This is a genomic window from Ramlibacter sp., from assembly GCF_035548915.1.
In the GTDB taxonomy this organism is placed as follows: domain Bacteria; phylum Pseudomonadota; class Gammaproteobacteria; order Burkholderiales; family Burkholderiaceae_C; genus Ramlibacter.
Window position 1 is genome coordinate 94,185 of the sequence record NZ_DASZSE010000047.1, and the last position, 22,528, is coordinate 116,712.

A 22,528-nucleotide genomic window follows, 5' to 3' on the forward strand; every position below is an offset into this window, starting at 1 on the left:
TCGGTTCGGAAGGGAAACTTCCGCTTCGGTGGTAAAGCAGGATTATACGGGCCGGGTAACATCCTGAGCCATGACGGACCTCACCGGCAAGCACATCGTCCTCGGCCTCACCGGCGGCATCGCCTGTTACAAGAGCGCGGAACTGTGCCGCGGGCTCGTGAAGGAGGGCGCGACCGTGCAGGTCGTCATGACCGAAGCCGCCGAGCAGTTCATCACGGCCGTCACGATGCAGGCGCTGTCCGGCCGGCCCGTCTACACATCCCAGTGGGACGCGCGCGAGCCCAACGGCATGCCGCACATCAATCTCTCGCGCGAAGCCGATGCGATCCTGATCGCGCCTTGCAGCGCCGACTTTCTGGCCAGACTCGTGCAGGGGCGGGCCGACGAGCTGCTGTCGCTCCTGTGCCTCGCCCGCCCGGCCGAGCGCGTGCCTTTGCTCATCGCGCCCGCGATGAACCGCGAAATGTGGGCGCATCCCGCGACCCAGCGCAACATGGCGCAATGCGCGGCGGACGGCGCGCGAATCCTCGGCGTGGGCACCGGCTCCCAGGCATGCGGGGAAACGGGCGACGGTCGCATGCTGGAGCCCGAACAACTGCTGGAAGACGTGATCGCGTCGTTCCAGCCGAAGGCGCTCGCGGGCAGGCGCGTGCTGGTGACCGCGGGGCCGACCTTCGAGGCGCTCGACCCGGTGCGGGGCATCACGAATCTGTCGTCGGGCAAGATGGGCTTTTCGATCGCGCGCGCGGCGCATGAAGCGGGCGCGCAAGTGATGCTCGTCGCGGGGCCCGTGAGCCTCGCGACGCCGCGCGGCGTGCGGCGGGTGGACGTGAAGTCCGCCCGCCAGATGCTCGAGGCCACGCTCGGCGGCGTGCCGGCGGCCGATGTCTTCATCGCGACTGCCGCCGTTGCCGACTGGCGCCCTGCCGAAGAAGCGCGGCACAAGATCAAGAAGGACGGCTCGGGCGAAGTCCCGCACGTTCGCTTCACCGAAAACCCCGACATCCTCGCCACCGTGGCGCGGCACGAGCGCGCGAAGTCCGGCGCCCTTTACTGCGTGGGTTTCGCGGCCGAAAGCCACGACCTCGTGAGCAACGCGCAGGCCAAGCGCGCGCGCAAGGGCGTGCCGCTCATCGTGGGCAACATCGGCCCGGCCACCTTCGGGCAGGACGACAACCAGCTCCTGCTCGTGGACGAGCGCGGCGTGCAGGAATTGCCGCGTGCTTCCAAGCTCGTCCTGGCCCGGCAGCTCGTCGCCGAAATCGCGAGACGCATCGGCGCCTGAATCGTTGAATCCTCGAATCCCGGAAACCCCATGAAGATCGAAGTGAAGATCCTCGACCCGCGCATGGTCGACCAGTTGCCCGCCTACGCGACCTCCGGCAGCGCGGGGCTCGACCTGCGCGCCTGTCTCGACGAGCCGCTCACGCTTGGCGCGAACGAGTGGAAGCTGGTCGCCACCGGCATCGCGATCTGGATTCGCGACCCGGGCTACGCGGCGATGATCCTTCCGCGCTCGGGGCTCGGGCACAAGCACGGCATCGTGCTTGGCAACCTCGTGGGGCTCATCGACAGCGACTACCAGGGCCAGCTCATGGTGAGCGCGTGGAACCGCAGCGACACGCCCTTCACGTTGCAGCCGATGGAGCGGCTGGCTCAGCTGGTGATCGTTCCCGTGATGCAGGCCGAATTCAACGTGGTGAGCGACTTCCCCGCGACCGGGCGGGGCGCGGGCGGCTACGGCTCGACGGGCAAAGCCTGAGCCACCCGCTCCTACATCGATAGCCCCACGTTCCTACATCGATGCGCGGTCATGCCTGCGTGGCGCCGCGCGGCGCGGCTTTTCCAATCGAAGGACGAAGGCGGGCCCGGGGTGGGCTTCGCCGCCACGTTCTCGAAGGAGTTGAACAATGCGCACCCAGACCCGTCTTGCCGCTCTCGTTTCCTGCGGCATCGCGGCCGCGTCGCTCGCGGCCTGCAGCACGACCTATCCCGTGTCGTACAACACGTATCCCTCCACGACGACGACCGTGGTTCCCGCATCCAGCGTGCCGGTCGGCATGGAATACGGCCGCGTGACCAGTATCGAGTACCTGCCGGTCGGCTCCACGATGTCGTCGGGCCCGAGCATTCTCGGCGCGATCGTGGGCGGCGTGGCCGGCGCGGCGCTGGGCAGCACCATCGGCGCGGGCGCGGGCCGCACGGCCGCGACGGTGCTGGGCGGTGTGGGCGGCGCGGCGCTCGGCTCGCACATCGCGCGCAACGCGCAGGGCGCGACGACGGTGCCGGGCTATCGCATCACGATGCTCACCGACAGCGGCATCACGCGCGTCTACGAAGTCCCGGCGACGGGCGACCTGCACGTGGGCGACCGCGTACGCGTGGACGGTGGGGTGATTTACCGCGCGTGAGGGCGGCGACGCCGCGGCGCGTAAGGGCGACGACGCCGCGGCGCGTGAGGGCGACGACGCCGCGGCGCGTGAGGGCGACGATGCCGCGGCGCGTGGGCCCCACTCCGTCATTCCCGCGAAAGCGGGAATCCAGGGCGTTCGCAACTGCACTGGAACGCCCCTGGATTCCCGCTTTCGCGGGAATGACGACTGGGTGCCTTCGCGGGAATGACGGAGTGGGTGCCTTCGCCGGAATGACGGAGGGGGTGCCTTCGCCGGAATGACGAGCGGGCGCCAGAACGTCACGCCCTCATCCCACCTTGAAAAATGACGCGCCGGCGGTGCCGCGCTCGATCTCCTCTGGCGTCGCCTCTCTTACGCCCTCGACTTTCAGGTGCAGACGCAGCGCGATCCCCGCGAGGGGATGGTTGCCATCCAGCACCACGTCGTCCGGATAGATCTCGGTCACGGTGTACAGCACGTCCCTGGGCGCATCGGCGCTGCGCGCACCTTCGGGCAGGCCCTCGAAGGTCATGCCTTCCTCGAGCTCCTTCGGAAAGAGGGAACGCGGCTCCAGAAACACGCGCGACTCGTCGTAGTCGCCGAATGCGTCCCCGGGTTCCAGATGCAGGTCCACCCGGTCGCCCGGCTCGTGTCCCTGCAGCGCCTCCTCGATCTTCGCAAGGAGGTCGCCGCCGCCCACCAGGAATTCCACGGGCTCGCGCAGCGTATCGAGCTCTTCGCCGAGGGTGTCCTGCAGCCGCCAGGTGAGCGCGACCACGCATCGAGGGGTGACTTCCATGGGGGAGAATTGTCGCATCCGCAGCCCACCGCACCCATGGACATCGACCGACCCCTCGCCCTGCTCGGCGGCCTGACTCCCCGACAGTTCATGAAGCGCCATTGGCAGAAGAAGCCGCTTCTCGTGCGTGGCGCGGTCGAGGCGTTCCAGCCGCTCATGACGCGCAAGGAGCTCTTCGACCTCGCCGCGCGCGACGACGTGGAGTCGCGCCTCGTTGTACAGCGGCGCGGCCACTGGCGGCTGCGACGCGGGCCGCTGCCGCGCCGCGCTCTGCCCGCGCTCGCCGAGCCCGCGTGGACACTGCTCGTGCAAGGCGCGGACCTGCATCACCGCGGCGCCTACGAGCTGCTGCAGAGATTTCGCTTCGTGCCGGACGCGCGGCTGGACGACCTCATGATCAGCTGGGCCAGCGATGCGGGAGGCGTCGGGCCGCACTTCGACAGCTACGACGTCTTCCTGCTGCAGGCCGAGGGACGGCGCCGCTGGCGGATCGGGCGGCAACGCGACCTCACGCTGCGAGAAGGGCTGCCGCTCAAGATCCTCGATCGCTTCGAGCCCGAGGAGGAATTCGTGCTGGCGCCGGGCGACATGCTCTACCTTCCGCCGCGCTATGCGCACGATGGCATCGCGCAAGGCGCATGCCAGACCTACTCGATCGGCTTTCGCGCGCCCGCGCGCGGCGAGCTCGCGCAGGAGCTGCTGCAGCGCATCGGCGACGAAGCGCTCGAAGCGGCGGGCGAAGCGATCTATCGCGACGCCGGCAGCGGCCCGAGCGACTCGCCCGGCCGCATTCCCGAGCCGCTGCAGCGCTTCGCGCGCGATGCCGTCGCCGCCGCGATGAAGAATCCGTCGCTCCTCGAGCGCGCGCTCGGCGAATACCTGACCGAGCCCAAGCACAACGTCTGGTTCGAGGCGCGAAAGGCTGGTTTTCCGCTGCGCGCGGGCAAGGGTCTCGCGGGCGTTTGCGTCGAGCTGGACCCGCGCACGCGCATGATGCACGATGCGAGACACGTGTACGTGAACGGCGAAAGCTGGCGAGCGGGCGGGCGGGATGCGAAGCTCATGCGCAAACTCGCGGATGAGCGCAAACTCTCTGACAAGGACCTGACCCAGGCGGGCTCCGGCGCGTTGCGGCTGCTGCGATCATGGTGTGAAGCGGGCTGGCTTCACGAAAGGGGCGAGCATGAAGGAAAGCATGCAGCAAAGCATGCATGAAAGCGCAAGGAAGAGAGAGAAGACACAGGCGAAAGGGGCAAGCCGATGAGCGAGGAAGAAGCACAGGCGGCAACGGGCGGCGCGGCGCTGCCCACGCGGCGATTCGAGGGCCGGACCGAGTTCCAGCAGCTCGTGCGTGACGCGCTGGCCACGGCGGCGAAAGAGGGCTGGCGCGAAATCATCCTCGCCGACGCCACGTTCGAGGACTGGCCGCTTTACGAACGCGCCGTGGCGCAATCGCTGCAGCAATGGTCGGCCACGGGGCGTCACATGATCCTTCTTGCGAAGCGCTACGACGACGTCGTGCGGCGCCACGCGCGCTTCGTGACCTGGCGCCGGACGTGGGCGCACATCATCGATGCGCGGGCGTGTCCGGCGGCCGACCCGCTCGAGCTGCCGAGCGTGATCTGGAGCCCCGGCTGGGTGCTCGAGCGGCGCGACATCGATCGCTGCAACGGGTTTTGCGGCAGCGAGCCCGAGCGGCGAGTGGGCATGCGGCAGATGCTGGACGAGTGGCTGCAGAAGAGCACACCTTCGTTTCCGGCCACGACGACGGGGCTCTGAGCGCCTCCCGCGTGCCGCTCGTAAACACGTTTCGTGCCTATAATGTCAGGCTGAGCAGGGAGAGCTCGAGTCCCTCCTGCTCGGTCCCGCGCCGACGCATCCGCGAAGTCGCGCGACAATTTCCGGAAATTGTTTTTTCACCTGATCGGACATAAGGAAACCTGAAATGAAGAAATCGCTCGTCCTGGCGACGCTGATCGCAGCCGCCGCCTTGGCCGCCTGCGGCAAGAAGGAAGAGCCGGCGCCCGCGCCCGCTCCGGCCCCGGCTGCTGCCCCCGCGCCCGCTCCGGCGCCCGCACCCGCTCCCGCCGCCGACGCATCCGCAGCCGGCGGTTCGATGGCCGCAGCTTCGGGTGCTGCCTCCTCCGCGGCCATGCCGGCCGCAGCGCCCATGGCATCCGCTGCGAGCGGAACCAAGTAATCGGCTTCCAGCGCGATTACACGGAAGCCGCCCTTCGGGCGGCTTTTGTTTTGGCTAGCAGGTCAGCCATTCGCATCCCGTGCGCTGATCGGCCACATGGATATCCTCGGGCGCGCAACCGAGCGCATCCGCGAGTGCTTGGCGGGCCAGCCCAGGCGTGTTGTTCTGCTCGCTCAGATGCGCCGCCACCACCTGCTTCAGCCCCTGCGCGAGCAGGGCCTGCGCCGCGACGGCCGCCGCGCTGTTCGCGAGATGGCCCCACGCACCGCCCACGCGCTTCTTGAGCGACCAAGGATAGGACGAGGCGAGCAGCATCGCCTCGTCGTGATTGCATTCGAGCAGCAGCGTGCCGCAGCCGGCGAGGTGCGTCATCACGTGGGCAGACACATGGCCCAGGTCCGTGACGAGGCCGAGGGTGGCATTGCCGTCCGTGATGCGCAGTTGCAGCGGTTCGCGCGCATCGTGGGGCACGGTGAAGGGCGCGAGCCGCATCGGGCCCACGTCGATGGCGGCGCCGTCGCGCGCGATGCGAAGCAGACCCTCGCAGTCGGGGCTGCCGATCGCGTGCCACGTGCCGCCGCTCATCCAGAGCGGAATGCGTTCGCGCAGCGCGAGCTGCACGGCGCAGCCGATGTGGTCGCCGTGTTCGTGCGTGATGAAGATCGCATCGATGCGATCGGCGGTGAGGCCCGCCGCGCCGAGCCGCTTGTCCGCCTCGCGGATGCCGAGCCCGCAGTCGACGAGGACATGCACGAGCTCCGTGCCGCTTCCCACCTGCACGACGGTTGCGTTGCCGCCGCTGCCGCTTCCGAGGCTCTTGAACCGCAGCATGGTGCAGGCGAAGGATTCGCTTCAGGCGAACTTCGACAACGCGCCGTCATTCCCGCGAAGGCGGGAATGCAGGGCGTTCGGAAGCCCCTGGATCCCCGCCTTCGCGGGGATGACGGCAGGGGGCGACCAAGGCTCGAGGCTCTTTCATTTGAGATCGTCCGCGATCACCTGCACGATCCGCTGCGCGGTCGGCGACGTCTCCGGCGCGCCCTTCTCGTTGAGCACCGACACGGTCGTCTTCTGCCCCACGCTCTTGAGCGCGATGCGGTACTTGAGCGGGGACTCGCTCTTGTCGCTGCCGAAGTGGAACAGCCTCGCGATGAAGCCCTGCTCCTTGCGGTCGGGGCTCGGCGGCACGTAGCGCACGAAGTACGTGCCGGCGCTGCGGTCGCGGTCTTCCACGGTGAAGCCGGTGCGATCGAGCGCAAGGCCCACCCGGCGCCACGCTCGGTCGAACCCTTCGTCGATCTCGACGGCCGGCAGATTGTTGACGGTGACCACGCGCGACGTCGAAGGCTCGGCGCCACCCGCGACGAGCGCCTTCGACTGAGCCTGCGGAACGCCCAGGCGCACCATGAGCCGGCCGAGGAACTCGGCCTCGAGCTCGGGGTCGGTCGGTCGCGGCTGCCACACCGTGCGGTCTTTCTGCGCGCTGTCGTACACCTCGATCATGCCGCGATGGCTGATGTAGATTTCAGTGCCGCCGTTGGGGCTGCGCTCGAATCGTGTGCGGAACTTGTCGCGTTCGGCCGTGGAGTAGACGGAGTCGATGAGCTTGCCCAGCGTATTGCGGATGAGGTCCTGCGGAATCTTGGCGCGGTTTTCGGCCCAGTCGGTTTCCATGATGCCGAGGGTGGGCTGATCGGTCACGATCAGGAAGCCGCTTTCCTGCCAGAAGTCGCGCACCGGCCCCCAGAGCTGGTCGGGGGGGCGGTTGACCACCAGCCAGCGCTGCGAGCCGGAGCGCTCGATGCGCACGTCGCCGATGGCCGTGGCCGCGGTCGGCAGGCCGGCCACGGTTTGCCCCGCGGCGTAGCTGCTCGCGGTGACGGGCCCGCTGCCCGGCACGATGTAGCGCGAATCGCGCGAGAGCTGCGTGAGGTCGGGCGGCACTTCGAGCGACTGCCCCTTGGAGGCGCTCTTGTAGTCGACCTTGTCGCCTTCCAGAAAGGAACACGCGCTCAGTGCCGCCACAGCCAGCATGGCGGCGGCGAGCGCGCCGAACTTCTCGAATTGCTTCACTTGCATCATCCCCTCTAGTGGATTGGCTTCGCGTACCGTGCCCGGCCTTCAGGCGAGAAGGCCGCTCGCGCGCAGCGCCTCTTCGACGGCCGGCTGGTTCGCGCTGGAAAGCGGCGTCATCGGCAGGCGCAGCGCGCCGCCCATGAGGCCCATGCGGGCCATCGCCCATTTCACCGGAATCGGGTTGGCTTCGCAGAACAGGTGCTTGTGCACCGGCATCAGCTTCAGCTGGATTTCCATCGCGCGCTTCGCATCGCCCGCGACCGCGGCCACGCACAGTTCGTGCATCAGGCGCGGCGCGACGTTGGCCGTGACGCTCACGTTGCCGCGGCCGCCGCACAGCATGAGGGCGACGGCCGTGGGGTCGTCGCCCGAATAGATCGAAAAGCCCGGGGGGGCCTCGCGAATGAGCCACTGCGCGCGCGCGATGTCGCCCGTCGCTTCCTTGATGCCGACGATGCCGGGCACCTGCGCGAGCCGCAGCACCGTTTCGTGATGCAGGTCCGCGACGGTGCGCCCGGGCACGTTGTAGAGAATGGTCGGCAGGTCGATGGCTTCGGCGATGGCCCTGAAATGCCGGTACTGGCCCTCTTGTGTCGGCTTGTTGTAGTAGGGCACGACCTGCAGCTGGCAGTCCGCGCCGACCGATTTCGCGTAGCGGGCGAGCGAGATCGCCTCTTTCGTCGAATTGGCGCCGCACCCCGCCATGATCGGCACGCGGCCGCGGGCCTGCTCCACCGACACGCGAATGATCTCCTGGTGCTCTTCCACATCGACCGTGGGCGACTCGCCGGTCGTGCCGACCACGCCGATGCAGTCGGTGCCTTCGGCGATGTGCCAGTCGATGAGCCTGCGCAGCGCGGCGTAGTCCACGCTGGCGTCGTCTTGCATCGGCGTCACCAGGGCCACGATGCTGCCGGTAATCGGTGCCATCTACTCTCGTCTTCCAGGGAAAGGCGCATTCTACCTAGAGCGGGTAGCGCCCCGGTCCAGGGGACAGCCCGGGGCGCACGGCGGCGACTCTCTGCACGAAGCGCGGCGGGCCGTCGAGGAAGCCGTCCTCGTAGGCCACGATGCGAAGGCGCTCGCAGGCCGCGAGCAGTTCGCCGTGGTTCAGAAGGAACTCGGGGCGGGAGGGCTTGCCTAGCGTTTCGTTGCCGGCGGCGAAGGTCTCGTAGAGCAGCACGCCGCCCGGCGCGAGGGCCGAAACGATCGAAGGCAGCAGCGCGCGCCAGAGATAGTTCGTGACCACGACGCAGTCGAAAGTTCGGCTCGCGAACGGCCACGGGCCATTTTCGATGTCGGCCTCGACAGCCTCTCCGACCGAGGCGGCGGCCGCGATGGCTTCCCGATCGCGATCGACGCCCGTGACGGCGTGGCCGCGCCCCGCGAACCAGCGCATGTGCCGGCCGCGCCCGCAGGCGACGTCGAGCACGGTGCCGCCCGGCCGTGGGAGATGGCTCCAGCGGCGAATCCAGTCGGAAGGTTGATCGTTCGCGTGCATGCGGTGGTCGTCGTCATTCCCGCGCAGGTGGGAGCCCAGGTGGATGCGAAGCGTCGGGATGGCGCTTCGCATCGTCGTCATTCCCGCGCAGGCGGGAATCCAGGTGGATGCGAAGCGTCGGGATGGCGCTTCGCGATTCAGTTCGGCTTCATTTCGTCCTTCAGCGCTGCGAGCGCCATGTTCTCGACGACGCCCGGCGCGAGGAGTTTCAGGAAGCGCCCGAGCTTGCCGCGCGCGGTCATCACCACTTCGCGCTTGCGAGCGTCCATGCCCCGGATGATGAGGCGAGCGCATTCCTCGACGCTCATCGCATCTTCTTCCTTCAGGCCGCTTCGGCCCGCGGCTTCGCCCTTCGCGTCGTAGCCGCGATGGCGCGTCTGCGTGGCGACCACGCCGGGGTAGGCGAGCGTCACGCTCACGCCCGCGCCCTTCAGCTCGGCGCGCAGCGCCTCGAAGAACCCCGCCAGCGCGAACTTCGTCGCGCTGTACGCGTTGCGCCCGGGCACGCCCACGAGCCCCGCAAGCGACGAGACTGCGACGATGCGTCCCCGGCTTTGCTTGAGGTGGGGCAGGGCCGCGTGCGTACACCACACCGCGCCCCACAGGTTCACGCGCATCAGGGATTCGTACCAGTGCAGGTCCTCGGCCCGCACGTCCTCGAAGAGCGCGTGCGCGGAGAGGCCCGCGTTGTTGACGAGCGCATCGATTCGCCCGAACTTCCCGACGGCGCGCGCGATGAGGTCGCGGCATTGCGCTTCGATCGAAACGTCCATCGCCACCGTGATCGCCTGCGCGCCGCTTCGCGCGCATTGCGCCGCGACGGCGTCGAGCTTCTCCTGGCTGCGGCCCGCGAGGACCAGCGCTGCTTCGACCCTGTGCGTGGCGGCGAGCTGCCGGGCGATCTCGGCGCCGATGCCGTCGGACGCGCCGGTGATGACGAACGTCTTCATGGGCGAACTGTAACGCCCGGCGCGGGCAGCTGCCGTGGCTGCTGGTAGGCCGCCGGGTGCGATGCTCGCGTCGCGTAGTCGACGCCGCTCAGGCCGGCGAGGACGAGCCACATCGCAAGCCCCATCGCCGCCACGATGCGAACCGCCACCGAGCCGCGTGCGAGCCGCATGAAAAGGGCAACCACGATGGCCGACTTGGCGATCGCGATGCCGAAGCTCGCCACCGCATTGCCCGCGCCCAGCGCGACATACGCACTGCCCAGGCTCGCGCACATCAGCACGATGAGGGCGATCCACGCGAGCAGCAGGTGCCGCGCATGACGGGCGAAATCCTGTTCGTTCACGAGTGCCGGTCCACGAGATAGATCATCGGATAGAGAAAGATCCACACGACATCCACGAAGTGCCAGTAAAGCGCCATCGCCTCGATCCGATTCGCGCGCGCCCAGGGCCGCGCACTCGAGCAGCCCCAGGCGAAGACGCTCACGCCGGCAATGCCGATCGCGAGGTGGACGGCGTGCAAGCCGGTCATCACGAAATAGAGCCAGAAGAAGAGCTCGGCGCCCTCTTCCCCGAGCGAGAAGCCCAGGCGCGGCACGAGATGCTCGTACCATTCCTTGCGGTATTCGACGCCCTTCACCGCGAGAAACGCGATGCCGAGCGCCGCCGTGAGCCACAGCAGGCGTGCCGCCCAATGCCTGCGCGGCGCGTACTCGCTGCACGCGTGCGCGAGCGCGATCACCGCGCTGCTCGTGAGCAGCAGTGCGGTGTTGACGGTGCCGAGCACGACGTCCGTATGGCGACTCGCGATCGCGAACCCCTGCGGCCAGTGCGTGCGGCCGTAGAAATAGGCCAGGCCGAGCCCGCCGAAGAAAAGCACCTCGGTCGCGAGGAACACCCACATGCCAAGCCGTCCGACTTCGGGCGGCAGCAGCGCCTCTTCGTTGCCCGGATGGCGCGGGTCCGCGATGGGAAAGCTCTGCGCCGTCACGAGGCCGTCTCCACCGGCGCGGCCGGATCGTAGTCGTAGGGCGCGCCGGGCGCGGGCGGCGGTCTCGGGAAGTTGCGCGTGGGCGGCGGCGAAGGGGTCTGCCACTCGAGCCCGGTCGCATCGAACGGGTTCGCCGCGGCGCGGCGTCCCGCGAACAGGGACCAGCCGAGATACGCGAGCGGCAGCACATACGCGACCGCGAGCACGGCGGCGCCGCACGACGAGAACACGTTCAGCAGCTGGAACTCCGGCGGATACGTGTGATAGCGCCGCGGCATCCCCATCGCGCCCAGCACGTACTGCGGAAAGAAGGTGAGATTGAATCCGAGGAACGCGAGCACCGCCGCGATCCGCGCCCACATCTCGGGATACATGCGGCCCGTCGCCTTGGGCCACCAGAAGTGCAGCCCGCCGAAGTACGCCATCACCGAGCCGCCCACCATGATGTAGTGGAAGTGCGAGACGACGAAGTACGTGTCGGTGAGGTGCACGTCGAGCGCGAGCGACGCGAGGAAGAGCCCGGTGAGCCCGCCGATCATGAACAGGCCCACAAAGCCGAGCGCGTAGAGCATCGGCGCGTCGAACCGGATCGAGCCCTTGTACAGCGTCGCGGTCCAGTTGAACACCTTGATCGCGGACGGCACCGCGACGAGGAAGCTCAGCAGCGAAAACACCATGCTCGCCGCGACCGACTGGCCGCTCACGAACATGTGGTGGCCCCACACGAGAAAACCGATGCCCGCGATCGCGAGAATCGCGTACGCCATGAAGCGGTAGCCGAAGATGCGCTGCCGCGCGAAGCAGGGGATGATCTCGCTTGCCACGCCCATCGCCGGCAGCACCATGATGTACACGGCCGGGTGCGAGTAGAACCAGAAGAGGTGCTGGAAGAGCAGCGGGTCGCCGCCGTAGGCCGGATCGAAGACGCCGATCTGCCAGAGGCGCTCGGCGACGACGAGCAGCGTCGTGATGGCGAGCACCGGCGTGGCGAGCACGAGGATGATGCTCGTCGCATACATCGTCCACACGAAAAGCGGCAGCTCGAACCAGCGAAGGCCCGGCGTGCGCAGCGTGTGCACGGTGACGATGAAGTTGAGTCCGGTGAGGATCGACGAGAAGCCGACCACGAAGATGCCGACCAGCGTGACTGCGACCCACGAGTTGGAGAACATCGTCGAATACGGCGTGTAGAAGGTCCAGCCCGTGTCGACGCCGCCGAGCGCGAGCGCGAGCAGGACGATGAACCCGCCCGCCATGTAGAGATACCAGCTCGCGAGATTCAGGCGCGGAAAGGCGAGGTCGTGCGCGCCGATCATGAGCGGCAGCAGGAAGTTGCCGAGCACCGACGGGATGGAGGGGATGAGGAACAGCCACACCATGATCACGCCGTGCGCCGTGAAGAGCTTGTTGTAGGTGTCGTGCGAGACGAGCGAGCCGTCGGGCGTGAGGAGGGTAAGCCGGATCGCCGCCGCCGCCACGCCGCCGATGAAGAAGAACGACGTGATGCCGAAGGCGAAGAGGATCGCGATGCGCTTGTGGTCCTTCGTGGTGAGCCACGAACCGAGCGTGAAGCCGTCTTCGAGGTAGTTCATCGCGCGCCGCCTCCGGCGGCCCCGGTGGCGCGCAGATACGCGATGAGCGCCTGGATGTCTTCTTCGCTCACCTGCCCGGCGAAGGAGGGCATGACGGGCGCGAAGCCGGCCACCACGTCTTTTTGCGGCAGCAGGATCGAATCGCGCACGTAGTTGTCGTCGGCCACGAGGCTGCGGCCGTCCTGCAGGTGCACCGTGCGGCCGATGAGACCTTCGAGAAGCGGCGCGTGCACGGTCGAGGCGGCCGAATGGCAGCCGCTGCAGCCGAGCTGGCGGAATCGCGCGAAGCCGTATTGCGCGAGGGTCGGCTGCTCGAGTCCCGCGGCGAGCCACTTCGCGAACGCGGCGGGCTGCATCACGACGATGCGCCCCAGCATGCGCGAATGCTCGCTGCCGCAGTATTCGGCGCACAGGAGCGGAAACTCGCCGAGCTGCGTGGCGGTGAACCACAGGCCCGTGTAGCGGCCCGGCACGACGTCCTGCTTCAGGCGGAACGCGGGGACGAAGAAGCTGTGGATCGCATCCTGCGACGTCATCACGAGATGCACGGGCCGCCCGAGCGGCACGTGCAGTTCGTTGATCTCGCGCTTGCCGCTCGCGTGCTGCAGCTTCCACATCCACTGCTTGGCGACGACGTAGACCGGCAGTGCGTCGGCGGGTTCGCGGTAAAGGCCGGCGAAAACGTGTGCGCCCCAGGCGAAGAAGCCGAGGAAGATGGCGAGTGTCGCGAGCGTCCAGCCGATTTCGAGCGCCTTGGGCGCGGTGACCTGTCCTCGTTCGACCTGTGCGCCACGCCGATAGCGGATCGCGAAGACGAGCACCGTGCACGTGATCGCGAGCGCGGCCGTGCCGCAGATGGCGAGCAGCGCGAGAAAGAGCCGGTCGGTGGCGGGCGCGGCCGTCGACGCGGCGTGAACGAACGTGCCGAGCCCGGTGCTGCTCATCTCGATCGGCTCCCTGAAATGATCTCTCGGCGGCGCCAGCACCACGCGGCCAGCGTCGCGGCGAGCAGCAGCCCCACTGCGCGAAGGCCGTTCATCACGAGCGAGGTGTGCCGGCCCCACTGCGGATCGAAGTGGGCGCACAGAAGTGCGAGACCGCTGCTCGGTGCGCCGATGCGCGCGTCGCGCGCCGCCTTGACGGCATCGCGCAGTTCGGCGGCATCGAAACGGATGCCCGGAAGATAGCGAGAGATGCGGCCCTGCGGCGTGGCGACAATGACGGACGCCGGATGCGCGAAGCGCGAGGCCGCATCGCCGTTCAGCGCGGAAAAGCGCAGGCCCACGGCCTGTGCGAAGCGAGAGATGGCCCCCGCGTCGCCGACCAGCAGGTGCAGATCGGGCAGCGTCTCGCGCCGCTCGCCGCGCAGGAAGCGCGCATAGCCGAGGTCCGCATCGAGGCGATGCCGCGCGGTCTCGGGGGTGTCCTGCGGGTCGATGCTGATGCCGACGATGCGGACTTCATCGGCGCCGAGGCCCGCCGCCCGCGCGGCTTCGAGCAGGCCGTGCATGAGCAGGCCGCATAGCTGCGGGCAGGTGTAGTACCCGGGCACGACGAGCACCGTGCGGTCTGCAGTGAAGTAGTCTCCCAGCCGCACTGCGTGCCCATCGCTTTCGCCCAGCGGCAGGTCGAGCGGCAACTGCGCGCCGACGGCTTGTTCGAGAGCTGCATCCGGTGGCGCGGGCGTGGCCAGCGGTTGCGCCGACAGGTGCAGCGACAGCAGCAGCGCGGCGGCGAAGATGAGCCGTTTCAACGACTGGCTCCAGAGGCCGCCGAGGCCGTGGGCCGCGCCAGCATCGCCATCGCGGTGGCGATGGGCACGGAAGCGATGCCCTGCGCGGGGTCGATCCAGCCGCTCGCCTGCGATGCGCGCAGTTTCTCCGCTTCGTATCGCTCGCGCTCGATCCGCGGTGCGCTCGCGAGGCGTGGCGCGTCGGCGGAAACCGGCAGAGGCAGCCGCACGCGGTCCTCGCCGGGCAGGACCTGCCAGTGGCCGAGCAACATCATCGCCACACCCACGGTCGCCACGACGACCAGCATCACGATCGCACCCACGCAAGCGATGCGGCGTCCCTGCAGGTCATGCGTGGGCATGCATTGCCTCCGTCGCGGGTTCGGGCGCAGGCCGCAGCAGCAGTGCGACGCCGACGAACATGGCCGGTGCGATCCACAGCCCGTGCAGGCCATGCGGATCGACGGATGGCAGCACGAGCCACACGGTGTCGAGCGCCGATGCGCAGAGCACGACGAGCGCCACGGCGCGAAGCCGCCGCGGCCTGTCCTTCACCGACCGGAAGAGCAAGGCGAGCGTGGGCACCGCCAGTTGCAGCACGACGAGCGCCAGCGCCGCGAAGCGCCACCCGGATTGCAGCCGCGGCACGAACCACTGAATTTCGCGCGGCAGGTTCTCCGCCCAGATCACGAGGAACTCCATGAACGCGAGATACGCCCATACGAGCGTCCACATCAGAAGCAGGTTGCCGAGATCGCGCGCGACCGGTGGGTGCCCCGCGGACGGTACGCGTTCGGCCGACGGCAGTCCGCGCGCAGCGGCCAGCACGGCGAATGCCGACCCCCCCAGCGCCTGCGCCGCGAGCACCCGCAGGCCGAAGCCCGTGCTGTACCAGCCGGGAACGAGCGACATCAGCAGGTCCACCGATGCGAGCGACGTCACGGCCGCGTGGACCATCATCGACACCGCGGCGCGCTGCTTCGACAGAAGCGATGCCGGCCGGCACAGCCATGCCCACGCGATCGCGTAGAGCGCGAGTCGTGCCGCGAAGAACGGCTCGGAGAGCCACGCTTCGACGAAGCCGGGCTGCCGGATGTCCGTGAGCCACGCGCCGCGTGGCTCCGCCGCCCAGGGATAGAGATGGGAAAGCCCCGCGAGGATCGGCAGCGCACCGAGCAGCAGCCATGGCACGCGCGATCCGAGGGCGAGTGCCGCAGGCACGATGCGCTCTCCCCACGAGCCGCCCGCGAGGCGATGCATCCATGCATTCGTGAACGCGCCGAGCGCCAGGCCGAGGGACCACCACCATGCCGCGAGCCAGCACGCGAGGAACATCCTCGCGTCGACCGCCCAGCCCGCGAGCGAGAGCGCGAGCAGCGCGCATCCTGCCGCTTTCCACCGGTTCATCGCGCGGCTCCCGATGCGCCCGGCAGGGCGGCCCGCTGCCGACGCGCATCGGCAGGCAAGGAAGCGGTCTTCACGTTCCGGCTCAGCTGAAGCGCGCGGATGTACGCGACGATCGCCCAGCGGTCCTCGGGCGTGATGCGGTCCGCGTACGGGTACATCACGCCGTAGCCGTTCGTGATCACGTCGAAGAAATGCCGGTCGGGCGCGTCGCGCAGGCGCTGCTCGTGATAGGAGGGCGGCCGCGGGAAGCCACGCCGCACCACGGGCCCGTCGCCATCGCCGAGCGCGCTGTGGCAAGGCAGGCAGTAGATCGAGTAGCGTTCCTGCCCGCGCTTCAGCAGCGCGAGCGTCATCGGCGCGGGGCCGCTCGCGGCGTTTGCAATCTCGCGAGCGGCCAGTTCCTCCCGTCCGCCGCGCCCGCTCGACGTGGCGGAGCGCTCGCCGATCGCCGCGGGCACACTGCCTTCGGGGGGAGGCCGCATCGATTTCGTGTCGGGGAAAAGCGGGCTCGCTTCGCCGGTGTCGTACCGGGGTTGCCGGTACATGTCCTTCATCTGCCGCTCGCACGCCGTGAGCGCGCAGCAAAGCGCGCAAGAAATCCCGAGCAAGTCGAGCCGCATCATCGCGGCACCTCGATGCAGCGCAGCGGCCGCGACGCTTCGAGCAGACGCAGGGCCGCTTCGCGATCGAAGCCCGGCTCGTCGCTGCGCAGGCACAGGAAGAAGCGGTTGCGGCTCGCGAGGTCGAAGTCCGGCGCGTCGAAGACGGGATGCCGCAGTCGCGGCAGGCCATTGCTCCACAGCATCGCGACCGCGGCCGAGAGCGCCGCGCCCAGCACCGCCAGCTCGAACGTGACGGGCACGAACATCGGCCAGCTGTCGAGCGGTCGCCCGCCGATGTTCAGCGGAAAGTCGATCACCGCCGAATACCATTGCAGGCCGAATCCGAGCACCGCGCCCGAGAGGCCGCCCAGGAACGTCGCGAGCGGCACGCGGTCGCGTTCGAATCCGAGCGCTTCGGCCAGGCCTTCGATCGCGAAGGGCGAATACGCCTCGGCGTGCCGGTACCCCGCCTCGCGCACCCGCCGGGCTGTCGCAAGCAGCTGATCGGCGGTCGAGAACTCGGCCATGATGCCCCACGAGCCGTGCATCACGCGCCTTCCTTCGCGCTTTCGCGCACGAGCTGCCGCATCTCGGAAATCGAGATCGCGGGCAGCAGCCGGATGAAGACGAGAAAAAGCCACGCGAAGGTCGAGAGCGAGCCGAGCAGGAACACCCAGTCCCAGAACGTCGGAACGAAGAGGCCCCAGGACGAGGGCATGAAGTCGTGGTGCAGGCTTTGCACGACGATCATCACGCGCTCCATCCACATGCCCGCGTTGATGACGAGGCTCAACGCGAAAAGCAGCCAGGCGCTTCGCCGCGCGCGGCGCCACCAGAGCACCTGCGGTGCGAGCACGTTGCACGCGAGCATCGTCCAGTACACCGGCGCGTACGCGCCGTGCCAGCGATCCAGCGTCATCGCGATCTCGAACTCGTCGCCACTGTAGAACGCGACGAAGGCTTCGCTCGCATAGCCGTACGCCACGAGCGCGCTCGTGGCGAGCAGCACCTTGCCCACATGGTCCAGATGGACCTCGGTGATGAAGTCGTGCAGGCCGAATGCGCGGCGCAGCGGGATCGCGAGCGTGAGCACCATCGCGAAGCCGGAAAACAGCGCGCCCGCCACGAAGTACGGCGGAAAGATGGTCGAGTGGTAGCCCGGCGTGTTGCCGATCGCGAAGTCGAGCGACACGACCGAATGCACCGACACCACGAGCGGCGTCGCGAGTCCCGCGATCAGCAGGTAGGCGGACTCGTGCCGTGCCCAGTGCCTCGCTTCGCCCCGCCAGCCGAGTGCGGCGAGCCCGAACGCGATCCGCTTGAAGCGGCTTGCCGCGCGGTCGCGCAGTGTCGCGAGGTCCGGCAGCATGCCGAGATACCAGAAGAGGAACGAGACGAGGATGTAGGTGCCGATCGCGAAGAAGTCCCACACGAGCGGGCTGCGCCATTGCGGCCATACGTTCATGCGGTCGGGGTAGGGCGCGATCCAGTAGAAGAACCACGGCCGCCCGAGATGCAGGATGGGAAAGAGCCCGGCCATCGACGCGGCAAAGAGCGTCATCGCTTCGGCGAAGCGGTTGATCGACGTGCGCCAGCGCTGGCGCAGCAGCAGCAGGATCGCGGAGATGAAGGTCCCCGCGTGGCCGATGCCGATCCACCACACGCAGTTCGCGATGGCGAAGCCCCACGCCACGGGGATGTTCACGCCCCAGATGCCCACCCCCGTCGCGAACAGGTAGCCCATCGCGCACACGAACGCGATCGACCCCGCCATCGTCGCGAGGAACGCGGCCAGCCAGGGGCCGCGCAGCGGCCGCGTGAGGACGATGTCGGCGATCTTGTCGGTGATGCTCGCGTAGCCCCAGCCCGCGCGCAGCACGCCGATCTCGCGCGACACGGGAGAAGGCGCGGATGCCGGGCTCATGAGCCCTCCATCTCCTTCATCACCTGCGCATACGAGATCATGGCAAAAAGCGCCGTGCCGCCGACGATGTTGCCGGCGAGCGCCGGCAGCGCGAAGCCCGAGAGGAGCTCGCCCACGCCCAGCCGGCCCGCGAAGAGAAGGAGGAAGGCCTCGGCGCTTCCGGCCACGATGTGGGCGAAGCCGCCCGCGCCGATCACATAGGTCATCGCCGCGACGACGTGGAACTGCATGTTGCCCGCCGCCGGCATCATCCAGACGAGTGCCGCCATCAGGTAGCCCGCCGTGACGGCGCGAAGTCCCATTTCGAGCGGGCCGTAGTGCATCGACGCGCTGCTGATGGCGAGCATGTGCTCGCGCGTGCCCTCGGGCAGCACCGGCGTGAAGCTGCAAAAAAGCGCCGATGCGAACGTTCCCGCGAGATTGGCCGCGAGCACGATGGCCCACAGGCGCGCGGCGCGCCCGAAGTTGCGGCGCGTCGGCTCGGCCATGACGGGCAGCACGACGGTGATCGTGTTTTCGGTGAAGAGCTGCTGGCGCGCGAGCACGACCATGAGAAAGCCGATCGGGTAGCCGAGCGCGGCGACCAGTTCGCGCCACGGAGCATCCGGCAGGCGCTCGCGCAGCAGCGCCTGCGCGAGGAGCGAAAAACTGAGCGAGAGCCCGGCTGCGATGCCCGACCACCAGAGCGAGACGGCCGGGCGTTCCATCTCGTCGTTGCCGTTGCGCCGGACGATCTCGTAGATGATGGGCGTGCGAGGTGTCGTCTGCTCCTCCACGCGGTCGGCTTCGCGGTTGTCGCGTTCATCCATGCCTTCAGGCCTCGTCGCGCGGCGCGCCGCGAGTGCGCGCCAGGTAGGTGGTGCGCGGGCGGGTGTTGAGCTCGCCCAGCAGCTCGTAGTGGCGCGGCAACCGGCGCAGCCGCACGATCGCCGCGGCCGGATCGGCGAGGTCTCCGAAGTGGATCGCGCCCGCGGGGCACACGGCCTGGCACGCGGTGATCACGTCGCCGTCCTTCAGGGGCGCGCCGGTCGCCTGCGAATGCTGCCGCGCGCGCGCGATGCGCTGCAGGCAGTAGGTGCACTTCTCCATCACGCCGCGCTCGCGCACGGTGACTTCCGGATTGCGCTGCCCCTCGAGTGTCTCGGTCGTCTCGTCGCTGAACTGCAGGAAGTTGAAGCGCCGCACCTTGTAGGGACAGTTGTTGGAGCAAAAGCGCGTGCCGACGCAGCGGTTGTACACCTGCACGTTGAGGCCTTCGCTGTCGTGCATCGTCGCGCCCACCGGGCACACGAGCTCGCACGGGGCGTTTTCGCAATGCATGCAGGGCACGGGCAGGAAGATGCTGCCCGCGGGATCGGGCGCGTCGTAGCGGTCGACGCGAATCCAGTGCATCTCGCGCCCGAGCGCGACCTGCTCGCGGCCGACGACGGGGATGTTGTTTTCCGCCTGGCAGGCGATCGTGCAGGCGTTGCAGCCGATGCAGGCGTCCAGATCGATCGTCATGGCCCACGCGTGTTCGGCAGGCGGCTGCTTCGGATAAAGGCTCGGGCGAGGGGCGTGGTCGTGTTCCGCCGATTCGCCGGGCGCGACGGTGCGCGCCAGCTCGCGGCCGTGCTGGTCCATCGCGTGCTGCGTCACGGCGAAGTCGTAGGTGCCGGGCAGAAGCTGCAGACGGACGAATGTGTCGATACCGTTGTCGGCGCGCAGGGGATAAGCATCGAATCCGACACCGTTGCCCACGCGGCCCGCGTTCGTGCGCCCGTAGCCGAGAGGCAGCGTCACCACGCCTTCGGCATGGCCGGCCAGCACCCAGACCGGCGCGTCCGCGTGGTGCTCGCCGGCCGAGGCTCGCACGCGCTGCCCCGTCGCGACACCGAGCGAGCGCGCCGTCGCGGGGCCCATGAAGAGCGCGTTGTCCCACGTGAGTTTGGTGAAGGGGCGCGGCAGCTCCTGCAGCCAGCCGCTGTTGCCGAACCGGCCGTCGTGCACGGAAGGATCGGCGATGAACACGGCCGGCAACGCGCCCTCGGGCGGGGACGCGTGCGCGAGCGGCGCGATCGCGCTCGCATCGACCACGCGCAGCGCGAGCTGAGTGGCAGCCGTGCCTGCCACCACGCCCTCGCGCAGACTTTCGCGCCAGAACGCATCGAACGATGCGCCCGCGTGCGGCCGCCATTGGCGCTGCACGATGCGCATGCCGTCGCGCACATCGTCTGCCGCGAGCAGCGCGACGAGCTCGTGCGGCGAACGCGTGTCGTAGAGCGGCGCGATCGCCGGCTGCACCAGCGTCGCCGTGCCGTCGTGCGCAGGCGCGTCGCTCCACTGTTCGTAGATGTGCGACAGCGGCAGGTGCCACCGGCATGCGGCGGCGGTCTCGTCGCGATAGAGGCCGGCATGCACCGTGAGGCGCACTTTCGCGAGTCGCGCCGCAAAGCCCGGCGACGCGTCGTAAGCCGGATTCGCGTCGAGGATCACGAGCGTATCGACCGCATCGGCATCGATCGCCTGGACGAGCTCGGCGAGAGGGTGCGCCTGCGCCGCCATCGTGAGCGGGGCGATCCACTCGAGCGTGTGGCCGCCGGCGCCGAGCCGCTGATGCAGCGCATGAACGCGCGCGTGGCTCGAGGCCGCGAGGCACGCGCCGGGCACGAGCAGACTCTTCGGTCCCGAGGCACGCAGCGCCGCGACCATGCGCGCTTCGAAGTCGCGGATCGATGCATTGTCCGCGGGCGCGCCGGGCGATCCGCCGAGGGCAGCGGCCATGCGCATCACCATGGCATCGATCTGCGCGGGCGGCAGCGCGATGCGGTGGTCGGCCCGCGCGCCGAAGAGACCCGGCGTCACTTCAACCGCGAACACCTCCGCCGCGTTGCCCGCGGCGCGTTGCCGTGCCCAGTCGGCGGCGTGGCGTACCGCGCCCGCGCCTTCGGTGAAGGGGTCGCTCGCGAGCGCCACGATGCAGCGGGCGCGATCCAGGTGCAGCACGCCCTGGACCGGCTCGCCGAACGCCGCCATCGCGCCCAGTTCCGCGGCGCGGTCGTGCAGCGGCGCATGCTGGTACCAGCGCGCGGATGGAAAGCGTTGCAGCAGTCCGGCGAGCTGCGATCGAAGCGTCGGTGAGCCGACCGGGCCGGTGAGGATCGCGAGCCCTTCGCCGTGGCGCGCGTCGAGCCGCGCCCGCTCGGCGCGCCACGCGGTCTCGAACGCGGCCCAGCTCGCCGTCGACGCGGCCCCGTCCCTTCCGCGTTGCATCACCGCGGCCGAGCGATCGGGGTCCCACAGTTGCAGGACGGACGCCTGCGCGAACGCATCGGTCGCCCCCAGCGAAGAAGGATGCGCGGGATTGCCTTCGATCTTGATCGGCCGGCCGTCGCGCGTGCCGACGAGCACGCCCATCGCGTGGCCGTCGCGCACGAAGGCGCTCGCGTAGTAGATGGGCTCTCCGGACGCGCCCGCTTCGGGCATGTCCACCCAGGGGTGCACGGTGTCGCGAGGCGGGCGGCTGCACGCGCTGTTGGCGAGCGCGAGCGAAGCGGCCATGAGCGCCATCGCGCGGCGGCGGTTCACGGTGCCGGTCAGGCCGCGGTGAAAGGCGACGGGGTGCTCGTGCGAAGTCATCGGTGGCAGGTCGAGCAGTCGGTGAGGCGCTGTTGCGATTCGAGGTGCATCAGGCGCGCGAGGTTGGCTGCTTCGCTCGCGCTCACGGCCGTCGCGCGCGGATCGAAGATGCTTGCGCGCGGATGCAGGTGCGGCGCGGGGCTGCGATGGCAGTCGATGCACCACTGCATCTGCAGGGGCTTGGCGCGCCACGTGAGGGGCATCTGGTCGACGTGGCCGTGGCATTCGACGCACGCGACGCCCTTGGCGACGTGCACGCCGTGGTCGAAGTACACGAAGTCCGGCAGCGTGTGCACGCGCCGCCACGCGATCGGGATGCCCGTGCGGCCGCTTTCGTGCAGCGCGGCGAGCACCGGTGCGTCCGTGTAGAGCTGCGAATGGCAGGTGAGGCAGATGCGTGTGGAGGGAAATCCCGCGTGGCGGCTTGTCTCCACGGTCGTGTGGCAGTAGCGGCAGTCGATGCCGTCGTCGCCCACGTGGTGTTTGTGGCTGAAGGGAATCGGTTGCGCGACGGGCTCGCCGAGCGCCTGGTAGGCGGCTTCGCGCCAGGTGCCGAACGCCGGCACGCCCACGACGAGCCCGACAATGACGAGCGCGACAGTGGCCTGCGCGGCCAGCACGGCCCCCGGACTGAACACTTGGCGGCTGGCACGGGACTCGTTTGGCACTGCCCCGTGAATATAGGCCGAGGCGGGTGCGGTGGGTGAGCAGTGGCGGCGCCGTTACTTCACTGTCGCGCTGCG

Annotated in this window: 25 protein-coding genes; 6 read left to right on the forward strand and 19 right to left on the reverse strand. The window is 69.0% G+C overall.

The window, feature by feature from the left end; translation table 11 throughout:
* Positions 1–70 precede the first annotated feature (70 nt).
* The 3 genes from coaBC (at position 71) to VHA82_RS21035 (ending at position 2,411) form a co-directional block, all read left to right on the forward strand.
* The gene (gene coaBC / locus VHA82_RS21025; protein WP_325547117.1) at positions 71–1,285 is read left to right on the forward strand and encodes a bifunctional phosphopantothenoylcysteine decarboxylase/phosphopantothenate--cysteine ligase CoaBC; all 1,215 of its coding nucleotides are present in this window, start codon (positions 71–73) and stop codon (positions 1,283–1,285) included.
* A 30-nt stretch (positions 1,286–1,315) separates the two neighbouring features.
* Positions 1,316–1,762 carry a dUTP diphosphatase gene (gene dut, locus VHA82_RS21030; RefSeq protein ID WP_325547118.1) on the forward strand — a complete coding sequence of 149 codons (447 nt, stop codon included), beginning with the start codon at positions 1,316–1,318 and terminating at the stop codon, positions 1,760–1,762.
* A 148-nt stretch (positions 1,763–1,910) separates the two neighbouring features.
* Positions 1,911–2,411: a glycine zipper 2TM domain-containing protein gene (locus VHA82_RS21035; RefSeq protein WP_325547119.1), complete on the forward strand. Its 501-nt coding sequence runs from the start codon at positions 1,911–1,913 to the stop codon at positions 2,409–2,411.
* A gap of 289 nt (positions 2,412–2,700) precedes the next feature.
* On the opposite strand, the gene VHA82_RS21040 is transcribed toward VHA82_RS21035, so the two are convergent.
* Positions 2,701–3,192 carry an FKBP-type peptidyl-prolyl cis-trans isomerase gene (locus tag VHA82_RS21040; RefSeq protein WP_325547120.1) on the reverse strand — a complete coding sequence of 164 codons (492 nt, stop codon included), beginning with the start codon at positions 3,190–3,192 and terminating at the stop codon, positions 2,701–2,703.
* 36 nt (positions 3,193–3,228) lie between these two features.
* Here VHA82_RS21040 and VHA82_RS21045 point away from each other — a divergent pair, with 36 nt between their 5' ends.
* From VHA82_RS21045 to VHA82_RS21055, 3 genes are all read left to right on the forward strand, one after another.
* Positions 3,229–4,407, forward strand: coding sequence for a cupin domain-containing protein (locus VHA82_RS21045; RefSeq protein ID WP_325547121.1), 1,179 nt, complete (start codon positions 3,229–3,231; stop codon positions 4,405–4,407).
* 45 nt (positions 4,408–4,452) lie between these two features.
* Complete coding sequence (locus tag VHA82_RS21050) at positions 4,453–4,971, forward strand: hypothetical protein (RefSeq protein WP_325547122.1); 519 nt, start codon at positions 4,453–4,455, stop codon at positions 4,969–4,971.
* A 166-nt stretch (positions 4,972–5,137) separates the two neighbouring features.
* Positions 5,138–5,392 (forward strand): hypothetical protein, encoded by a 255-nt coding sequence (locus VHA82_RS21055; protein ID WP_325547123.1) that lies wholly within the window; start codon positions 5,138–5,140, stop codon positions 5,390–5,392.
* A 54-nt stretch (positions 5,393–5,446) separates the two neighbouring features.
* Here the strand turns inward: VHA82_RS21055 and VHA82_RS21060 are convergent, their stop codons facing one another.
* From VHA82_RS21060 to VHA82_RS21145, 18 genes are all read right to left on the reverse strand, one after another.
* Positions 5,447–6,223, reverse strand: a complete 777-nt coding sequence (locus VHA82_RS21060) for an MBL fold metallo-hydrolase (RefSeq protein WP_325547124.1) — start codon at positions 6,221–6,223, stop codon at positions 5,447–5,449.
* Between the two features lie 144 nt (positions 6,224–6,367).
* Complete coding sequence (gene bamC, locus VHA82_RS21065) at positions 6,368–7,471, reverse strand: outer membrane protein assembly factor BamC (RefSeq protein WP_325547125.1); 1,104 nt, start codon at positions 7,469–7,471, stop codon at positions 6,368–6,370.
* Between the two features lie 42 nt (positions 7,472–7,513).
* A complete protein-coding gene (gene dapA / locus VHA82_RS21070; RefSeq protein WP_325547126.1) occupies positions 7,514–8,398 on the reverse strand; it encodes a 4-hydroxy-tetrahydrodipicolinate synthase in 885 nt (294 codons plus the stop codon).
* A 34-nt stretch (positions 8,399–8,432) separates the two neighbouring features.
* A complete protein-coding gene (locus VHA82_RS21075) occupies positions 8,433–8,969 on the reverse strand; it encodes a class I SAM-dependent methyltransferase (RefSeq protein WP_325547184.1) in 537 nt (178 codons plus the stop codon).
* A 137-nt stretch (positions 8,970–9,106) separates the two neighbouring features.
* Positions 9,107–9,919: an SDR family oxidoreductase gene (locus VHA82_RS21080; RefSeq protein WP_325547127.1), complete on the reverse strand. Its 813-nt coding sequence runs from the start codon at positions 9,917–9,919 to the stop codon at positions 9,107–9,109.
* Positions 9,916–10,263, reverse strand: coding sequence for a Caa(3)-type oxidase subunit IV (locus VHA82_RS21085; protein WP_325547128.1), 348 nt, complete (start codon positions 10,261–10,263; stop codon positions 9,916–9,918). The genes VHA82_RS21080 and VHA82_RS21085 overlap by 4 nt, the downstream gene beginning before the upstream one ends.
* The gene (locus VHA82_RS21090; protein ID WP_325547129.1) at positions 10,260–10,910 is read right to left on the reverse strand and encodes a cytochrome c oxidase subunit 3; all 651 of its coding nucleotides are present in this window, start codon (positions 10,908–10,910) and stop codon (positions 10,260–10,262) included. Before VHA82_RS21090 ends, VHA82_RS21085 begins: the two co-directional genes overlap by 4 nt.
* Positions 10,907–12,502, reverse strand: coding sequence for a cytochrome c oxidase subunit I (gene ctaD, locus VHA82_RS21095; protein WP_325547130.1), 1,596 nt, complete (start codon positions 12,500–12,502; stop codon positions 10,907–10,909). The genes VHA82_RS21090 and ctaD overlap by 4 nt, the downstream gene beginning before the upstream one ends.
* Positions 12,499–13,446, reverse strand: coding sequence for a cytochrome c oxidase subunit II (coxB, locus tag VHA82_RS21100; protein ID WP_325547131.1), 948 nt, complete (start codon positions 13,444–13,446; stop codon positions 12,499–12,501). Before coxB ends, ctaD begins: the two co-directional genes overlap by 4 nt.
* A complete protein-coding gene (locus tag VHA82_RS21105) occupies positions 13,443–14,255 on the reverse strand; it encodes an SCO family protein (RefSeq protein WP_325547132.1) in 813 nt (270 codons plus the stop codon). Before VHA82_RS21105 ends, coxB begins: the two co-directional genes overlap by 4 nt.
* On the reverse strand, positions 14,252–14,596 hold the full coding sequence (locus VHA82_RS21110; protein WP_325547133.1) for a hypothetical protein: 345 nt from the start codon (positions 14,594–14,596) through the stop codon (positions 14,252–14,254). Before VHA82_RS21110 ends, VHA82_RS21105 begins: the two co-directional genes overlap by 4 nt.
* The gene (locus VHA82_RS21115) at positions 14,583–15,641 is read right to left on the reverse strand and encodes a hypothetical protein (protein WP_325547134.1); all 1,059 of its coding nucleotides are present in this window, start codon (positions 15,639–15,641) and stop codon (positions 14,583–14,585) included. The genes VHA82_RS21110 and VHA82_RS21115 overlap by 14 nt, the downstream gene beginning before the upstream one ends.
* Positions 15,638–16,264: a cytochrome c gene (locus tag VHA82_RS21120; protein ID WP_325547135.1), complete on the reverse strand. Its 627-nt coding sequence runs from the start codon at positions 16,262–16,264 to the stop codon at positions 15,638–15,640. The genes VHA82_RS21115 and VHA82_RS21120 overlap by 4 nt, the downstream gene beginning before the upstream one ends.
* A complete protein-coding gene (locus VHA82_RS21125; protein WP_325547136.1) occupies positions 16,261–16,791 on the reverse strand; it encodes a DUF3341 domain-containing protein in 531 nt (176 codons plus the stop codon). Before VHA82_RS21125 ends, VHA82_RS21120 begins: the two co-directional genes overlap by 4 nt.
* Positions 16,791–18,167 (reverse strand): NrfD/PsrC family molybdoenzyme membrane anchor subunit, encoded by a 1,377-nt coding sequence (nrfD, locus tag VHA82_RS21130; RefSeq protein WP_325547137.1) that lies wholly within the window; start codon positions 18,165–18,167, stop codon positions 16,791–16,793. Before nrfD ends, VHA82_RS21125 begins: the two co-directional genes overlap by 1 nt.
* Positions 18,164–18,976, reverse strand: a complete 813-nt coding sequence (locus tag VHA82_RS21135) for a formate/nitrite transporter family protein (RefSeq protein ID WP_325547138.1) — start codon at positions 18,974–18,976, stop codon at positions 18,164–18,166. The genes nrfD and VHA82_RS21135 overlap by 4 nt, the downstream gene beginning before the upstream one ends.
* Positions 18,977–18,980: 4 nt before the next feature.
* On the reverse strand, positions 18,981–21,785 hold the full coding sequence (locus VHA82_RS21140) for a 4Fe-4S dicluster domain-containing protein (RefSeq protein ID WP_325547139.1): 2,805 nt from the start codon (positions 21,783–21,785) through the stop codon (positions 18,981–18,983).
* Positions 21,782–22,423: a cytochrome c3 family protein gene (locus VHA82_RS21145; protein ID WP_325547140.1), complete on the reverse strand. Its 642-nt coding sequence runs from the start codon at positions 22,421–22,423 to the stop codon at positions 21,782–21,784. Before VHA82_RS21145 ends, VHA82_RS21140 begins: the two co-directional genes overlap by 4 nt.
* Positions 22,424–22,528: the final 105 nt, after the last annotated feature.

Coding starts and splice junctions, on each gene's coding strand:
- VHA82_RS21075 (WP_325547184.1), bottom strand. CDS start 8,969: ATGCACGCGAACGATCAACCTTCCGACTGGATTCGCCGCTGGAGCCAT.
- dut (WP_325547118.1), top strand. CDS start 1,316: ATGAAGATCGAAGTGAAGATCCTCGACCCGCGCATGGTCGACCAGTTG.
- dapA (WP_325547126.1), bottom strand. CDS start 8,398: ATGGCACCGATTACCGGCAGCATCGTGGCCCTGGTGACGCCGATGCAA.
- VHA82_RS21040 (WP_325547120.1), bottom strand. CDS start 3,192: ATGGAAGTCACCCCTCGATGCGTGGTCGCGCTCACCTGGCGGCTGCAG.
- VHA82_RS21080 (WP_325547127.1), bottom strand. CDS start 9,919: ATGAAGACGTTCGTCATCACCGGCGCGTCCGACGGCATCGGCGCCGAG.
- VHA82_RS21140 (WP_325547139.1), bottom strand. CDS start 21,785: ATGACTTCGCACGAGCACCCCGTCGCCTTTCACCGCGGCCTGACCGGC.
- VHA82_RS21135 (WP_325547138.1), bottom strand. CDS start 18,976: ATGGATGAACGCGACAACCGCGAAGCCGACCGCGTGGAGGAGCAGACG.
- VHA82_RS21060 (WP_325547124.1), bottom strand. CDS start 6,223: ATGCTGCGGTTCAAGAGCCTCGGAAGCGGCAGCGGCGGCAACGCAACC.
- VHA82_RS21050 (WP_325547122.1), top strand. CDS start 4,453: ATGAGCGAGGAAGAAGCACAGGCGGCAACGGGCGGCGCGGCGCTGCCC.
- ctaD (WP_325547130.1), bottom strand. CDS start 12,502: ATGAACTACCTCGAAGACGGCTTCACGCTCGGTTCGTGGCTCACCACG.
- VHA82_RS21055 (WP_325547123.1), top strand. CDS start 5,138: ATGAAGAAATCGCTCGTCCTGGCGACGCTGATCGCAGCCGCCGCCTTG.
- VHA82_RS21110 (WP_325547133.1), bottom strand. CDS start 14,596: ATGCCCACGCATGACCTGCAGGGACGCCGCATCGCTTGCGTGGGTGCG.
- VHA82_RS21045 (WP_325547121.1), top strand. CDS start 3,229: ATGGACATCGACCGACCCCTCGCCCTGCTCGGCGGCCTGACTCCCCGA.
- bamC (WP_325547125.1), bottom strand. CDS start 7,471: ATGCAAGTGAAGCAATTCGAGAAGTTCGGCGCGCTCGCCGCCGCCATG.
- nrfD (WP_325547137.1), bottom strand. CDS start 18,167: ATGAGCCCGGCATCCGCGCCTTCTCCCGTGTCGCGCGAGATCGGCGTG.
- VHA82_RS21125 (WP_325547136.1), bottom strand. CDS start 16,791: ATGCACGGCTCGTGGGGCATCATGGCCGAGTTCTCGACCGCCGATCAG.
- VHA82_RS21115 (WP_325547134.1), bottom strand. CDS start 15,641: ATGAACCGGTGGAAAGCGGCAGGATGCGCGCTGCTCGCGCTCTCGCTC.
- VHA82_RS21035 (WP_325547119.1), top strand. CDS start 1,911: ATGCGCACCCAGACCCGTCTTGCCGCTCTCGTTTCCTGCGGCATCGCG.
- VHA82_RS21120 (WP_325547135.1), bottom strand. CDS start 16,264: ATGATGCGGCTCGACTTGCTCGGGATTTCTTGCGCGCTTTGCTGCGCG.
- coxB (WP_325547131.1), bottom strand. CDS start 13,446: ATGAGCAGCACCGGGCTCGGCACGTTCGTTCACGCCGCGTCGACGGCC.
- coaBC (WP_325547117.1), top strand. CDS start 71: ATGACGGACCTCACCGGCAAGCACATCGTCCTCGGCCTCACCGGCGGC.